Genomic DNA, 13,217 nt, shown 5'->3' with positions numbered 1-13,217 from the left:
CGCGACATGCGGCTCCATGGCGCTGTGGCTCTCCTCTGGGGTGTGGTAGATCTCGTCCACCACCACCGCGGAGGCCGCGAGCTCGGCTTCCAGGTCACCGGTGTCGGCCTCCGGGCCGAACAGGGTGGACGCGGGGCGGGCGGCGGGGTGGTTCATGGAGAACCCGATGTCGTGCGGCTCCGCGTCGTAGGTCACCCGCAGGGCGGCCGCTGCGGCACGTGCTTGCTCGGGTGTCTCCGCCACCACGAGCGCGATGGGGCGGCCGGCGTATTCGATGACCTCGTCCTGCAGCATCGGAAGGCTGCGGTCGGGGCCGAAGTGGTGGGCGACGTCGGGGTTGAGGCGTCGCGCGTTGCGGTGGTCCAGCACTCCCAGGACTCCCGGCATGGCGAGAGCATCCGTGGCGTCGATGTCCCGGATCCGGCCGTGTGACACTGTCGCCGTGACCATCCAGCCGTGCGCGAGGTTCGGCATCGGCAGGTCCGCGACGTAGTGGGCGGAGCCGGTGACCTTGAGGCGGCCTTCGACCCGGGGTCGTGATTCGCCCACGGCAGCGGTGATCCGGTCGGGGCTCATCCGTTGCTCTCCTCTCCGGGGTCCGCGGCGAGTTCGGCCAGCACCGCTTCGATCAGGTTGCGGGCGAGGGTGACCTTGTACGCGTTGTCGCGCAGCGGTTCGGCGGCGGCGATCTCGAGTTCGGCGGCTGCGCTGATCCGTTCGGCTGTGGCCGGACCACCGCGCAGCGCGGACTCGGCCAGTCGCGCCCGCCACGGCCGGGACGCCACGCCGCCGAGAGCGAGCCGCACGTCCTGCACCAGGCCGTCCTGGACGTCGAGCGCCGCGGCCACGGACACCGTGGCGAACGCGTACGACGCGCGCTCACGGACCTTGCGATAGCGCGACCTTCCGGCGACCGCGGCCGCCGGTATCACCACTGCCGTGATCAGGGCCCCGTCGGGCAGCGCCGTCTCCCGGTCCGGACGGTCACCCACGGGGAGATAGAACTCCGACAGCGGGACCTCCCCGGTGCCGTCCAGGGTCTCGAATCGTACGACCGCGTCGAAGGCGGTCAGCGGCACCGCCATGTCCGAGGGGTGGGTAGCCACGCAGTGCGACGTCCAGTCGAGGATCGCGTGGTTGTGGTGCGCCCCGTTGATTGCGGAGCAGCCACTGCCGGGAGCCCGTTTGTTGCATGCCTCCGTCGGATCGGCGAAGTAGGCGCAGCGGGTGCGTTGCAGGAGGTTTCCTCCGACGGTTGCCATGTTGCGCAGTTGGCCCGAGGCTCCTGCCAGGATCGCCTGGCTCAATGCGGGGTATCGGAGTCGCACCTGCGCGTCGGCGGCGACGGCGCTGTTGGTGGCCGTCGCCCCGAGCACCAGGCCGCCGTGCGGCGTTTCGCCGATCTCGCCGAGCGCGAGGCTTCGGATGTCCACCAGCCGGGTGGGTGACTCGACTCCGGCTTTCATGAGGTCGACGAGGTTGGTGCCGCCCGCGAGGAACCGCGCCCCGTCGTGCTGGGCGATCAGGTTCAGGGCATCGCGGATCTGCGTTGTCCGTTGATAGGCGAACGCTCTCATCCGGCCACCGCCTCGCGGGCGGAGGCATCGAGGATCGCACGCACGATCGACGGGTACGCGCTGCAGCGGCACAGGTTGCCGCTCATCCGCTCGCGTATCTCTTCCTCGGTCAGTTCCTGCGCCCGCTGCGGTGAGCCGTCTCGGGTGACCGCGCTGGGCCAGCCCGCCGCATGTTCGGCGAGCATCCCGACCGCGGAGCAGATCTGTCCTGGCGTGCAGAACCCGCACTGGAATCCGTCCAGGCGGATGAAGGCCTCCTGGATCGGGCGCAGATCGCCGCCGCCGGCCAGGCCCTCGATGGTCGTGACGGCAGCGCCGTCGGCGGCGACAGCGAGGGTTAGGCAGGAGACCACTCGCTGCCCGGTGACCAGGACGGTACACGCGCCGCACTGGCCATGGTCACAGCCCTTCTTCGTACCGGTCAGGTTCAGGTCGTCGCGCAGCGTGTCGAGGAGTGTTCTGCGGTTGTCCACCGTCAATCGGTGAGTCTCGTCGTTGACTCGTAGTGCGATATCACTACGCGTGTCATCGGTCATCGCGTTCCTCTCACCAGTTGCTCGAAGCCACAGGAAGGCGAACCTTCAGATCTGAAGCTCGCCGGTTTCGCTTACTATCATCTGCCGCAATGGCCGGCACCACATGAGTCATCTGACTGCGATGACGACGGCCGGCGAGCACGATTACTTAGCGAGAAGTTTCACACCGCAGTTCGGTACACCCTTTACGGATCGGTCGCACCGACCGAGGCGGTTGCGGGCGGCGGGAGTCGGCAATGAGTTATTTGACAAGCGACGTAACACTACGCCAGCTCACCGAATCAATCTTGCCTAGAAGTCTTGAACTTCTGCCTGATCCTGCGCCGTTCTTCGCCGCTCGCGCCGCGCTGCCCGCCCGCCGGGTGTCGCGGGCCAGTCCGCCTGGCCGCACGCGGAACCGACTGACGACCCGACCGACCCTGCTTGGCTCGCCCGGTCGCAGGACTTCCCAGGCCGAGTAGGAACAGGCAAGAGCACAAGAGGATTCCTATATCATTCCCCCTCCCCGCGATGCTTTCCTGGTTTCGTCGACAGCGCATCACTTCCGGCGAGAGAACAGGTAGGCAGAACCATGAAGATTGCAGTGGTCACCGGGGCGAGTTCCGGTATCGGGCAGAGTGCGGCCGTTCAGATCGCCCGGCGTGAAGTGGGGGTGATCCTGACCTACCACGGCAATCCCGCTGGTGCCGAGGAGACGGCGGAACGTATCGAGAAGGAGGGCGGTTCGGCCGTCGCGCTGCGGTTGGATGTCGGCAGCAGCGACACCTTCCCCGAGTTCCGGCAGTCGGTGGCCGCGGAGCTGCGTGAGCGGTGGCAGCGACAGACGTTCGACTACCTGGTCAACAATGCCGGGTTCGGGCAGATGTCGATGTTCGAGGACACGTCGGAGGAATTGTTCGACAGGTTCGTGCGGGTCCTGTTCAAGGGGCCGTACTTCCTGACCCAGACGCTGCTGCCGCTGCTGGCCGATGGCGGTGCCATCGTCAACGTGGCCAGCAACTCGGCACTGACATCCAGCGTGGAACCCGGCTACTCCGCCTACGCCTCGGCAAAGGGCGCCCTGATCGTGCTGACCCGCTATCTGGCCAAGGAGTTGAGCGGACGGGGCATCCGGGTCAACGCGGTGTCGCCAGGATCGACCCGTACCCGGATCTCGGATGACGCCTTCGAGCGGTTTCCCGATGCCGTGCCCGCGATGGCCGCGAAGACCGCGCTGGGCCGGATCGGGGAGCCCGACGACGTCGGGATGCTCATCGCGGCGCTGCTGTCGCAGGAGAGCCGCTGGATCACCGCCCAGAACATCGAGGTCTCCGGTGGTTTCAACCTCTGATCATGCCGTCGCGGCAAGTTCGGCTGACGGCCATTGCCACGAACATCACTCGAGGAGAGAGGGATCTACCAATGCTTGAGCTTTTCGCTACGCAGGGTGGCCGCCCGACCGGCCCGCGGGCCCTGAGGCTGCACCAGTCGCCACACTTTCGCGACGGCGCTTTCCGTAACAACACACCCACCCGTACCTTGCTGCCACGCGAGGCCATCAGTGCGCTGCGCGGCTTCCTCACCCATCGCCGCCAGCGTCACCTGTCCGGTGCGATCCCCGTGGACCGGCCACCGACGGGTCCCGCCTCCGATGGGTTGCACCTGACGTGGTACGGCCACGCCACCGTCCTGATCGAGATCGAAGGTCGTCGGGTACTGCTCGACCCGCTGTGGAGCGACCGGGGATCGCCGGTCCCGGGCGTCGGTCCGAAGCGGCTGCACCCGATGCCGGTGGCGCTGGCCGACATGCCTCGGCTGGACGCGATCGTCATCTCGCACGACCACTACGACCACCTCGACATGCCGACGATCCGGGCGCTCAACCGCACCCAGGACGCGATGTTCGTGGTCCCCCTGGGCGTCGGGGCCCACCTGGAACGCTGGGGCGTGTCCGGGGCCCGCATCGTCGAGCTCGACTGGGACGAGAGCGCCGAGGTCGGCGGGCTCACACTCACCGCCACCGAGTCACGCCACTTCTCCGGTCGCACGTTTGTCGGCAGCAATGAGACCCTGTGGAGTTCGTGGGTGATCGCCGGCAAGCATCGGCGCGTCTTCTACACCGGCGACTCCGGCTTTTTCGACGGCTACGCCGACATCGGCGAGCGTCACGGTCCCTTCGACGTGACGCTGATGCAGATCGGTGCCTACGACAACGCCTGGCCGGACATCCACATGCTGCCCGAGCAGGCGGTCGAGGCCCACGTCCGCCTGCGTGGCAGCCTGCTGATCCCCGTGCACTGGGGCACGTTCCACCTCGCGCCTCATCCCTGGGTGGAGCCCGTCGAGCGGCTGTGGGCCGAAGCCAAGGCGCGGGACGTCACCATCGCCGTGCCCCGCCCCGGCGAACGCGTCGACGCCGACACCCCACCCGGGGTCGATCCCTGGTGGCAGGTCCTGTCCTGACGCCGGCGCCCTGGAAAGCCGCGGCGGCCGAGCGAGCGCCGGCGGTCAGACGACCGCCGGCACCGCGGCGCGGGAAATGCCGCGCAGGCGGGCGGCGTCCTGGCTGGGAGGAGCGCCGAACTGGCGACGATACTCACGGCTGAACTGCGACGCGCTCTCGTAGCCGACACGGATGCCCACCCCGGTGATGTCGTTGGGGTGCGTGGCGAGCAGAAGCCGCGCCTCCTGCAACCGGATCTGCTTCTGAAACTGGATAGGGCTCATCGCCGTCACGGTCTGGAAGTTGCGATAGAACGCCGACACGCTCATCCCGGACAGGCGCGCCAGGTCGTCCACCCGGAACGACTTCGCGTAGTGGTCGCGGATCCACCGCACCGCCCGGGCGATGTGACTGAGGCTGCTGTCGGCCAGACCGAGCTGCCGGACGGCGCCGCCCTGCTCCCCGGTGAGCAGCAGCCACAGGATCTCCCGTTTGATCAGGGGCGCGAGCACCGTGATGTCCCTGGGCCGGTCCAGCAGCCGCAGCAACCGGATCACCGCATCGCCGAGTTCGTCGGGGGCGTCGCTGACCACCATCCCCGACGGCGTCCCACCGGCCATCGGCGGGAGATCGCCCGGCGCCGCCTGCAGCAGCAACTCCGCGACCGTCGCCGGGTGCAGTACCAGCCCGAACCCCAGTGCCGGCGAGTCGGCGCTGGCCTGGGTGAAGCGGCCGGTCACCGGCAGATCGACCGACGCGACAAGATGCTGACCGGCGCGGTACTCGTACACGCGGTCGCCCAGCGCCATCTGTTTGGCGCCTTGGGCGATGAGTGCCAGCACGGTGCCCGACATCGACGTGGTCGGCGGGGTCTGCTGCTCGACCCTCGAGATCAGTACCCCGTCGATGGCGGTGCTCATGTCCGGCCGGGCGTGGCGGGCCAGCAACACCCGCAGCTCGTCAAGGTCCACGACCCGATTGAAGCACACACCGATACTCGCTACAACAGTAGGATCAGGCAAGCGTCCGCGAGCATGTTTCTACCATTTCTACTGGTAGCAATGCTTCCATTGAAGTGTCAAGTTCCCGCGAGCCATTCACAACTCGCCAATTGAGGAGACGCTTCGATGACTGTCCGTCACGGGTTCCACGCCACCATGACCGCCCAGCCGGGCAAGGCTGACGAGCTGATCGAGCTGCTGCTCGACGCGCCGTCCCTGCCGAATGACGACTGCCTCGTCTTCCTGGTGTCCCGCTCGGCCTCCGACCGCGACGTCGTCCACGTCATCGAGGGCTGGACCAGCGTCGAGGCGCACAGCGCGTTCTTCGCTGGCGAGCAGGCCCAGGCCCTGGTCGCGAAGCTTCAGCCGCTGCTGGTCGGCGAGTCGACGTACGCCGACGCGGTGCCGGTCGGCGGCAAGGCGACCTTCTGACACCAATGACCGCACCGAACACCGCGACCCCGAATCCCCGAAAGGACCCCTCATGAACTCCTCCCGACCGGGCATCGACCCCGAGCTGCTCGTCCCTCTGGCCGAACTGCCATCCATGCCGCCCCTGGGCCCCGAGACGATCAGACTGCTGCGGCAGTTCCCGCAACCGCCGATCGAGACCCACCTGCACGGCCGCCCGGTCGAACGGCGCGAGGTCGCCGTCCACGCCGGTGACGGAACGCAGGTCCCGCTGTCCATCTTCAGCCCCACCGACCGGGCCGCCGGGGCGCCCTGCGTCTACTGGATCCACGGTGGCGGAATGATGTGGGGCGACCGCTTCTCGAACATCGACATCCCGCTGGAGTGGCTCGACCTGTTCGGCGCCGTCGTGATCACCGTGGACTACCGGCTGGCCCCGGAAGCGACCGGCACCACCCTGGTCGACGACTGCTACCACGGCCTGCTCTGGGTGGCCGAGAACGCCGCCGGCCTCGGCATCGATCCCGCCCGCATCGTCGTGGCCGGTGCCAGCGCCGGAGGTGGCCTCGCCGCCGGGGTCACGCTCATGGCACGCGACCGCAGCGGACCGGCCATCGCCGCCCAGTTGCTGTCGTGCCCCATGCTCGACCACCGCAACGACACCACCTCCAGCCGGCAGTACGCCGGACCTGACGGTGTGTGGACCCGGGAGATGAACGAATTCGGCTGGCGCAGCGTCCTCGGGGAGCAAACCGCCGAGAACGTCTCCCCGTACGTCTCACCCGCGCTGGCGGAGGACCTGTCCGGTCTGCCCACCACCTACATCGACGCCGGGACCGCCGAGGTCTTCCGCGACGAGGACGTCACCTACGCGACCCGGATCTGGGCCGCCGGGGGTCAGGCGGAGCTACACCTGTGGGCCGGCGGCTTCCACGGATTCTCGGCGCTGTTCCCGCACATCCGTGTCTCGGCCGCGGCACGGCGCGCCCAAGCCGACTGGCTCGCCCGAGTCCTGAACGCCAGCCCCGATCCCAAGGGCTGAGCCGAACCCACGGCCGGCGCCGACCAGGTCGCGCGCCGGTCGTGGGCACCCCATAGGATGGCGCGCATCCCTCCGCGATCACACCGATACGACAGGGAAGTGGGGGGTCACCCTGGGGGTCCCGACCAGTGCTGAGGCTCCGGCGGCCCGCGTCGCTGGGCTGGTCCTGGCCGCCGGGGCAGGACGCCGCTACGGCGGCCCCAAGGCGCCGGTGTTTCTCGGGCAGGCACTCCGTACGCTTCGGGACGGCAACTGCGACCCGATCATCGCGGTCCTCGGTGCCGGAGCCCGGCAGGCCCGGGCCGCCGTGGACCTGGCAGGTGTTCAGGTCGTCGACAATCCGGGCTGGGCCGAGGGCATGGCCTCATCGTTGCGCCGCGGAATCACCGCGGCCGCCCGCATACCGGAGGTCTCGGCCGTGTGCGTGCATCTGGTGGACATGCCCGGAGTCTCTGCGACGGCGGTGGCCCGACTGCTGGCGCAGGCACACGCGGGCTGCCTGATTCGCGCCCACTACGACGGCGAGCCGGGCCATCCGGTGGTGCTGGGCCGTGACCATTGGGCTGAGATCGTCGCGACCGTGCGCGGTGACCAGGGTGCCCGCGCATACCTACGCCGGCACGCCGCCCACGTCACCGGGGTCGAATGCGGCGACGTGGCCGCCGGTTACGACATCGACGAACGGTGAATGGCCGCGTACCGGCTGTCTGCGCCCGTGCCTACCTTGGTGACTGGGTAGACGCGGGTTGGTTACGCAGGTACTACCCGCCGGACTCCGACGAGGTTCACTTCGACGCGACCCCAGCTGTGGAACGCGCGCTTGGCGCGAGAACTTCGGCGCTGCTGCGGGTGATACTGGTGGACGAGGATCGCGTCCCGAGCCGAGGAGCCCATGTTTGGCGCCCATCACACCGACGACCGTCGCCGATGGACCGATCGAGCTCGTGCGGTCACCACGCTCGCTGAGCAGGACGCCCAAGCCCGCGGACACGCCCACGTCTCCCCGCAGCATTATCTGTTCGCGCTCCTCACTGAAGGCGAGAGCGTCGGTCTTCGCGTGCTGGTGACGATGGGCGTTCCGGTCGACACCCTGCGCGCGAAACTCGACCAGGAACTCGGTCATGCGGTGGGTCCGAGCAGCCGTGCACCCTCTCCCACCACACAGCTCGATCAGGCGCTGCGGATGGCGCACACCGAAAGCACGGTCGCGGGAGCAGGTTTCCTTTCGACGGAACACCTCCTCATCGGTCTCGCCTACGACACCGGCATCGGCCGGGCACTGGCGCGATGGGACGCCACGCCGCACCGGATCCGTGCCGCGATCCACGAATTCCTGAGCGCGTACTCGCGCGGGTGCCCGCCATCGCGGGAACGGCGCAGGGAACCGTCCTTCGGCTTGCCGGACGACATACGCGAACTCGGCGAGAGGATCGACCGACTCCGCCAGGAGAAGGCACGTGCCATCGACGCTCAGGACTTCGACGCAGCCGCCGAGACTCGCAGCGCGGAGAAGGACCTCCTTCGTCGACGGCTCGACCGGATCCGTGAGTGGTCGAGCCAGGTCGACGCGGTGACCCTGGCCCAGGAGTTCGTCGCGCTGCACGATCGGATCCGCCGGAGTCGTTGACGGCGACCACCGCCGAAACGCGGTGGGATAGAACCACCGCTCGGGAAGACCCACTGGGCGGCACTGGCCTGGCCAGGGTGTGCGGTGAGCACGCAGGGTGGTCTCTTCCTGGGAGTACTGGGACCAGGCTGTCGGCGGACGGGATACCTACCGTGGTCGACATGGCGAATTCGAGACCAGGGGCTCTGTTCAGCGCGGCGTGCGGCGTGCTGTTGCTCGCGGGTTGTTCCGCCGAGGCAGGCAGCAGTGGTGCCGCTTCCGACGACGCGGCGCCGCACGGCGGTCCGGCGTCCACGCCTTCGGCGACTGCCGCACAGACCGCCACGCCACCGGCGGGGGCCGGTGACGTGTCGCCGCACCCGTACGTCGGGATGTGGGTGACGGCCGACGGCCACATCCGGCAGATGCTGCTGGCGAACGGCCGGTACGACGAGGCCCGTGGCGAGCGGAAGAGCGCCTACACGGGTTCCTTCCGGGTCGTCGGGACCCGGATCGAGTACGTCGACGACACCGGATTCAGCGCGGACGGCACCTTCGACGGGGACGTGCTGTACCACGCGGGATACGTCTTCTACCGCGAGGGCAGCGAAGCGCATCGGCAAGCTACGGAGGAACGATGATGAAGGACAGTGCCACGCAGCACAGTCGGCGGGTGCTGCTGACCGCAGGAGTCGCCGGTGGACTGACGGCCCTGGCCGGGGCTGGCGCGGCCTCGGCGGCCCCTGCCGAGCGGGCCGGCGGGCGCGGCCCCGGGAAACCGGGCGAGGAGGGCCGCAACCGGGCGGCGGTGTTGCGTGCCTTCGCGCGGCAGAACGCGGGTGGCGACATCTACGAGATCCTCCACGACGACGTTCGATGGACGATCGTCAACGGTCGCACCTACACCTCCAAGGCCGAGTTCCTGGCGGAGGGGTCGGCACCGATCCTGGACCGGCTGGCGTCGATCCTCAGGATGACGATCAAGGACATGTGGACCGACGGTGACACCGTGATCATCCGGTTCGAGGGTGACGCGACGGCCACCGACGGCGTCGACTACCACAACGAGTACTGCTGGATCTGGCAGATGCGAGGCGGCAAGGTGGTGCGTTGCCACGCCTTCCTGGACATGATCGCGGTGCGGGAACTCATCGAGCGCGTCGAGCTGACCTGAATCGGCGGTACGAGCCCGGGGTCAGCGCAGCCAGCGACTGACGGCCAGGGTGCCCAGCAGCCGCAGTGCCTCGGCGCTGCGGCTGTGCGGCTCCGCCCGGTACACGATCAACTGCTGGCCGGGCGCGTCCCGTACGTCGAACGCGTGGTATGACAGCGTCAGTTCGCCCACCGCGCCGTGCCGGAACGTCTTCGCCTCGTGCGTCTTGCCCTGCACGTCGTGCCGCCCCCACAGCCTGCGGAACTCCGCGCTCGCGGCGCCCATCTCCTCGACCAGTTCCCGCGCCCGCCGGTCGTGCGGGTCATGGCCGAGGGCCAGGCGCAGGTTCGCCACGCACGCCTCGGCGGCGCGACGCCAGTCGGCGAAGAACGTCGTACCGGCCGGGTCGAGGAAGGTCATCCGGACGAGGTTGTCCGCTTCGGTGAAGTCCGCGTAGAACGCGTCGGCCAGCGCGTTGCCGGCCAGCAGGTCGAGTCGCCGGTCGATGACCACGGCCGGGGTGTCCGGCCAGGCGTCGAGCAGTTCGCGCAGGCTCTGCCCGACCTGTGGTCGGGCGGGGGTCGGCGCGCTGCCGGGCGAGAGCCCGGCCAGCCGGAAGAGGTGGTCGTGGGCGTCCGGCCCGAGGTCGAGCGCCCGGGCCACGGCGGCCAGCACCGACGACGACGGGTTTCGCTCGCGGCCCTGTTCGAGCCGGGTGTAGTAGTCGACGCTCACCCCGGCCAGCACCGCGACCTCTTCGCGCCGCAGCCCGGCGACGCGCCGGGCGCCACTGGAGACGAGGCCTACGTCGCCCGGGGTCAACCGGGCGCGTCGGGCGGTGAGGAACGCCCCGAGCGCGGTCGTCGGCATGCCACCAACGGTAACCGTGCGGGCTCCGGCCAGGCAGGGTGCGTCACACCCTGGTCCGGTCCGGCCTGGCTGCCGACTCCGCCGCCGGTGACGGTGGGAGCACGAACCCCAACCCTAGGAGGTACGCCATGAGCAGCCCGATGCTCGACGAGGCGGTACTGGCGGAGATCGCCGGGAACACCGGCGACCGGCACCGGCCACTGATGTTCGTCAACGCCGCCATCCACACGCTCGACCCGGTGATCGGTGACTTCCCCGCCGCCGACCTGTTGATCGGCACGAACGAGATCGTCGCGGTCGGCACCGGCCTGCACACCGCCGCCGAGGACGACGGCGCGATCGTCATCGACTGCACCAGTCTGGCCATCGTGCCCGCGGTAGTCGACGGTGTCGCCGTCGCCGGCCTGCGTATTCGTCCGGCCGACCGGGTCGGCGCGCTCACTCCCGGAAACCCGGCCACCTTCGCCCTGGTCGCGGGCCCGACCTCCGGCAGGTCCGTGCTGGAGATGATCGTCTGGCGTCCGGAGCAGGCCGCCGCGATCGTCGTCGACGGCGAGATCGCGCTGGTCAACGGCCGCCGACTCACGCCCGCTCCGATCGAGCCCCAGCCGGGACCGAGGTCGGTCGAGAGCCCCTATCTGGGCATGTGGATCGACGAGACCGGTTTCCTGCACCAGGAACTCACCGCCGACGGCCGGTACGACGAGACGCGGGGCGGTCGGCGGCACGCGTACCAGGGGGCGTTCTGGATCGACGGCGACCGGATCGTCTACCGCGACGACCTGGGTTTCTGGGCGTACGGCCGGTTCGTCGACGGGGTGCTGCACCACGCCGGCTACGTCCTGCGTCGCCGGTGACCGCGGACTACGAAGGGAGCGTCCGATGATGTTGTTCAGCGGTGGCACGGTCGTCACCATGGACCCGGCCATCGGCGACCTGGAACGGGGTGACGTGCTGGTCCGCGAGGACCGGATCGCCGCGGTCGGCCCGGACCTGCGGTCGCATCCGGAGGCGGCGGGCGCGACCGTGATCGACACGACCGGCCGGATCGTCAGCCCCGGATTCGTCGACACGCATCGGCACGCCTGGCAGGCGCAGATGCGCCGCAGCATCCCGGACGTGACCGACCTGGGGGCGTACGTGATGTCGACGCTGGCCGGGATCGCGCCCGCGTACACGCCGCACGACATGTACGTCGGCACCCGGCTCGCCGCGCTCACCGCCCTCGACGCCGGCATCACCACGATGCTCGACTTCTCGCACAACTCCCGTACGGCAGCGCACTCGGACGCGGCGATCCGGGCGCTGGTCGACACCGGCATCCGGGGCGTACACGCGTCGATGGGACCGCACTTCGGTGAGTGGGACCGCCAGTGGCCCGGCGACCTGGCCCGGTTGTGCGGGGCGTACCAGGGGACGAACGGCGGGCTGGTGACCCTGCGCCTGGCGGCGTTGGCCACCGACGAGATCGCCGGCCCGGCCCTGGCCTACGGACCGGAGCTGGCGGCCGTCGCGCGCGATCTCGACCTCGGTGTCAGCGTGGACGCGGTGTTCGGTATGCCGTCGTCGGCGGCGATCCTGCGCTGGGCCGCCGACGAGCTGCTCGGCCCGGACCTGACCCTGATCCACGCCACGGGCCTCACCACGCAGGCGTGGCAGGCGATGGGCGACGCGGGGGTCACCGTGTCGCTGGCACCGACCTCCGAGGCGCAGATCGGCCTGGAGACGGCGGTACCCGCGATCGACGAGGCGCTGGCCGTCGGGATCCGGCCCGGACTCAGCATCGACGTGGAGGTGGCGCTGGCCAGCGACATGTTCACGCAGATGCGTACCCTGCACGCGATCCAGCGGATGCGTGCGGTGAACGCCGGGTACGGCACGGACACCACGGCGGACCGGATCACCTCACGCGACGTGCTGGACTTCGCCACGGCGCAGGGCGCCCGGACCAATGGACTCGGTGACGTCACCGGATCCCTCACCGCCGGCAAGCAGGCGGACCTGCTGGTCGTCGCCGCCGACGACATCAACACGATGCCGCTCAACGACGCGGTCGGCACGCTGGTGCTCGGGGCCGACGCCCGCAACATCGAGACCGTCGTGGTGGCCGGCCAGGTGCGCAAGCGGAACGGGCAGCTCGTCGGCGTGGACATGGACGAGCTGCGCCGGCAGGTGACCGAATCCCGCGACGCGATCCGCAGGGCCGTCGCCAAGAATTGATCTCGGTCGTACGACGGGCGTTGCGGGGCTCGCCAGCGGGGAGGCGATGGGCTGCCATCAGCGACGCCGTGGGCGAGAGGGCGAGGGTTCGCGCTGTGGGTGCAGGCTACGAACCGATGAGCTTGGTCGTGTTGGCCAGCCATCTCGCTTCTGCGGACAGCGATCGGATCCGCTGGAAGTTGGTGTGGGAGTTCCTGGAGGAGTACCGCTGGGAGCCGGCCGAGACCAGGGTCGGGCTGCTGACGGATGAGCCCGGGTCGACCGAGGATGTGCGGTGGGATGCGCTGTTGGCGGCGCTTGCGGAGTATCTGCTCGCGCAGGCGGATCTTGCTCCGCCGGAATGGGTCGAGGAGCGGGTGCTAAGGCGGGCCTGGTTCCC

At 69.4% G+C, this 13,217-nt stretch carries 16 protein-coding genes and 1 pseudogene; 12 read left to right on the top strand and 5 right to left on the bottom strand.

Annotated elements, in window-relative coordinates:
- From AB0M52_RS19965 to AB0M52_RS19955, 3 genes and pseudogenes are all read right to left on the bottom strand, one after another.
- Positions 1-576: pseudogene (locus AB0M52_RS19965) on the bottom strand (xanthine dehydrogenase family protein molybdopterin-binding subunit); the annotation flags it as partial.
- On the bottom strand, positions 573-1,577 hold the full coding sequence (locus AB0M52_RS19960; protein WP_363955596.1) for a xanthine dehydrogenase family protein subunit M: 1,005 nt from the start codon (positions 1,575-1,577) through the stop codon (positions 573-575). The gene AB0M52_RS19960 and the pseudogene AB0M52_RS19965, both read right to left, overlap by 4 nt.
- Positions 1,574-2,113, bottom strand: coding sequence for a 2Fe-2S iron-sulfur cluster-binding protein (locus AB0M52_RS19955; protein ID WP_363955593.1), 540 nt, complete (start codon positions 2,111-2,113; stop codon positions 1,574-1,576). Before AB0M52_RS19955 ends, AB0M52_RS19960 begins: the two co-directional genes overlap by 4 nt.
- Positions 2,114-2,684: 571 nt before the next feature.
- On the opposite strand from AB0M52_RS19955, the gene AB0M52_RS19950 reads away from it, so the two are divergent.
- Together AB0M52_RS19950 and AB0M52_RS19945 are read left to right on the top strand one after the other, a co-directional pair.
- Positions 2,685-3,443: an SDR family oxidoreductase gene (locus tag AB0M52_RS19950; RefSeq protein ID WP_363955590.1), complete on the top strand. Its 759-nt coding sequence runs from the start codon at positions 2,685-2,687 to the stop codon at positions 3,441-3,443.
- A gap of 71 nt (positions 3,444-3,514) precedes the next feature.
- Positions 3,515-4,555: an MBL fold metallo-hydrolase gene (locus AB0M52_RS19945; RefSeq protein WP_363955588.1), complete on the top strand. Its 1,041-nt coding sequence runs from the start codon at positions 3,515-3,517 to the stop codon at positions 4,553-4,555.
- 45 nt (positions 4,556-4,600) lie between these two features.
- Here the strand turns inward: AB0M52_RS19945 and AB0M52_RS19940 are convergent, their stop codons facing one another.
- The gene (locus tag AB0M52_RS19940; protein ID WP_363955585.1) at positions 4,601-5,485 is read right to left on the bottom strand and encodes an AraC family transcriptional regulator; all 885 of its coding nucleotides are present in this window, start codon (positions 5,483-5,485) and stop codon (positions 4,601-4,603) included.
- Between the two features lie 177 nt (positions 5,486-5,662).
- On the opposite strand from AB0M52_RS19940, the gene AB0M52_RS19935 reads away from it, so the two are divergent.
- From AB0M52_RS19935 to AB0M52_RS19905, 7 genes are all read left to right on the top strand, one after another.
- Positions 5,663-5,968 (top strand): antibiotic biosynthesis monooxygenase, encoded by a 306-nt coding sequence (locus tag AB0M52_RS19935; RefSeq protein WP_363955582.1) that lies wholly within the window; start codon positions 5,663-5,665, stop codon positions 5,966-5,968.
- A 52-nt stretch (positions 5,969-6,020) separates the two neighbouring features.
- Positions 6,021-6,989 (top strand): alpha/beta hydrolase, encoded by a 969-nt coding sequence (locus AB0M52_RS19930; RefSeq protein WP_363955579.1) that lies wholly within the window; start codon positions 6,021-6,023, stop codon positions 6,987-6,989.
- A gap of 112 nt (positions 6,990-7,101) precedes the next feature.
- The gene (locus tag AB0M52_RS19925; protein ID WP_363955599.1) at positions 7,102-7,677 is read left to right on the top strand and encodes a nucleotidyltransferase family protein; all 576 of its coding nucleotides are present in this window, start codon (positions 7,102-7,104) and stop codon (positions 7,675-7,677) included.
- Entirely contained in the window at positions 7,635-7,955 is a 321-nt protein-coding gene (locus AB0M52_RS19920; protein ID WP_363955577.1) for a DUF3375 family protein, read from the top strand. Before AB0M52_RS19925 ends, AB0M52_RS19920 begins: the two co-directional genes overlap by 43 nt.
- On the top strand, positions 7,882-8,616 hold the full coding sequence (locus tag AB0M52_RS19915) for a Clp protease N-terminal domain-containing protein (RefSeq protein ID WP_363955574.1): 735 nt from the start codon (positions 7,882-7,884) through the stop codon (positions 8,614-8,616). The genes AB0M52_RS19920 and AB0M52_RS19915 overlap by 74 nt, the downstream gene beginning before the upstream one ends.
- Positions 8,617-8,777: 161 nt before the next feature.
- Complete coding sequence (locus AB0M52_RS19910) at positions 8,778-9,236, top strand: Atu4866 domain-containing protein (protein WP_363955571.1); 459 nt, start codon at positions 8,778-8,780, stop codon at positions 9,234-9,236.
- The gene (locus AB0M52_RS19905) at positions 9,233-9,769 is read left to right on the top strand and encodes a nuclear transport factor 2 family protein (protein WP_363955568.1); all 537 of its coding nucleotides are present in this window, start codon (positions 9,233-9,235) and stop codon (positions 9,767-9,769) included. The genes AB0M52_RS19910 and AB0M52_RS19905 overlap by 4 nt, the downstream gene beginning before the upstream one ends.
- A gap of 21 nt (positions 9,770-9,790) precedes the next feature.
- On the opposite strand, the gene AB0M52_RS19900 is transcribed toward AB0M52_RS19905, so the two are convergent.
- Positions 9,791-10,618 carry a helix-turn-helix transcriptional regulator gene (locus AB0M52_RS19900; protein WP_363955566.1) on the bottom strand — a complete coding sequence of 276 codons (828 nt, stop codon included), beginning with the start codon at positions 10,616-10,618 and terminating at the stop codon, positions 9,791-9,793.
- A 128-nt stretch (positions 10,619-10,746) separates the two neighbouring features.
- On the opposite strand from AB0M52_RS19900, the gene AB0M52_RS19895 reads away from it, so the two are divergent.
- From AB0M52_RS19895 to AB0M52_RS19885, 3 genes are all read left to right on the top strand, one after another.
- Positions 10,747-11,475 (top strand): Atu4866 domain-containing protein, encoded by a 729-nt coding sequence (locus AB0M52_RS19895; protein ID WP_363955564.1) that lies wholly within the window; start codon positions 10,747-10,749, stop codon positions 11,473-11,475.
- A 25-nt stretch (positions 11,476-11,500) separates the two neighbouring features.
- The gene (locus AB0M52_RS19890) at positions 11,501-12,838 is read left to right on the top strand and encodes an amidohydrolase family protein (protein ID WP_363955562.1); all 1,338 of its coding nucleotides are present in this window, start codon (positions 11,501-11,503) and stop codon (positions 12,836-12,838) included.
- A 116-nt stretch (positions 12,839-12,954) separates the two neighbouring features.
- Positions 12,955-13,217 (top strand): hypothetical protein (locus AB0M52_RS19885; protein WP_363955559.1); only part of this gene is annotated, 263 nt, incomplete at its 3' end.

The organism is Micromonospora sp. NPDC051296 (genome assembly GCF_040682255.1).
Lineage (GTDB): Bacteria > Actinomycetota > Actinomycetes > Mycobacteriales > Micromonosporaceae > Micromonospora > Micromonospora craterilacus.
Note: the sequence above shows the minus strand (reverse complement) of the source record. Positions and strands in the feature narration are given on the sequence as shown.

Coding starts and splice junctions, on each gene's coding strand:
- AB0M52_RS19960 (WP_363955596.1), bottom strand. CDS start 1,577: ATGAGAGCGTTCGCCTATCAACGGACAACGCAGATCCGCGATGCCCTG.
- AB0M52_RS19955 (WP_363955593.1), bottom strand. CDS start 2,113: ATGACCGATGACACGCGTAGTGATATCGCACTACGAGTCAACGACGAG.
- AB0M52_RS19950 (WP_363955590.1), top strand. CDS start 2,685: ATGAAGATTGCAGTGGTCACCGGGGCGAGTTCCGGTATCGGGCAGAGT.
- AB0M52_RS19945 (WP_363955588.1), top strand. CDS start 3,515: ATGCTTGAGCTTTTCGCTACGCAGGGTGGCCGCCCGACCGGCCCGCGG.
- AB0M52_RS19935 (WP_363955582.1), top strand. CDS start 5,663: ATGACTGTCCGTCACGGGTTCCACGCCACCATGACCGCCCAGCCGGGC.
- AB0M52_RS19930 (WP_363955579.1), top strand. CDS start 6,021: ATGAACTCCTCCCGACCGGGCATCGACCCCGAGCTGCTCGTCCCTCTG.
- AB0M52_RS19920 (WP_363955577.1), top strand. CDS start 7,635: ATGCGGCGACGTGGCCGCCGGTTACGACATCGACGAACGGTGAATGGC.
- AB0M52_RS19915 (WP_363955574.1), top strand. CDS start 7,882: ATGTTTGGCGCCCATCACACCGACGACCGTCGCCGATGGACCGATCGA.
- AB0M52_RS19910 (WP_363955571.1), top strand. CDS start 8,778: ATGGCGAATTCGAGACCAGGGGCTCTGTTCAGCGCGGCGTGCGGCGTG.
- AB0M52_RS19905 (WP_363955568.1), top strand. CDS start 9,233: ATGATGAAGGACAGTGCCACGCAGCACAGTCGGCGGGTGCTGCTGACC.
- AB0M52_RS19900 (WP_363955566.1), bottom strand. CDS start 10,618: ATGCCGACGACCGCGCTCGGGGCGTTCCTCACCGCCCGACGCGCCCGG.
- AB0M52_RS19895 (WP_363955564.1), top strand. CDS start 10,747: ATGAGCAGCCCGATGCTCGACGAGGCGGTACTGGCGGAGATCGCCGGG.
- AB0M52_RS19890 (WP_363955562.1), top strand. CDS start 11,501: ATGATGTTGTTCAGCGGTGGCACGGTCGTCACCATGGACCCGGCCATC.